Origin of the sequence: Methylobacterium sp. J-077, assembly GCF_022829365.1 — a bacterium.
Classification (GTDB): domain Bacteria; phylum Pseudomonadota; class Alphaproteobacteria; order Rhizobiales; family Beijerinckiaceae; genus Methylobacterium.
Window position 1 is genome coordinate 1 of record NZ_JAKSYJ010000132.1, and the last position, 283, is coordinate 283.

Annotated in this window: 1 pseudogene; it reads left to right on the forward strand. The window is 72.1% G+C overall.

The window, feature by feature from the left end:
- Positions 1 to 141: 141 nt before the first annotated feature.
- Positions 142 to 283 (forward strand): annotated as a pseudogene (locus tag MKL11_RS16315) (aldehyde dehydrogenase family protein); the annotation flags it as partial.

Here is a 283-nt window from a genome sequence, read left to right on the forward strand (position 1 = left end):
GGCGCAAAAACCCGTGCGCGCCACCGCGTTGTTCCACCAGGCCGGCCTCGCCGAGCCGGCGCGGGAGAATCACGGCCGGACACGGACGCCTCTCCCTCCCCCCTCTGCGGGGGAGGGTGGCCCGCGAAGCGGGTCGGGAGACACTTCTACACCCGCGACCTCGGCCGCACCTTCCGGGTCGCCGAGGCGCTGGAATACGGCATGGTCGGCATCAACGAGGGGATCATCACCACCGAGGTGGCGCCCTTCGGCGGCGTGAAGGAATCCGGCCTCGGCCGCGAGG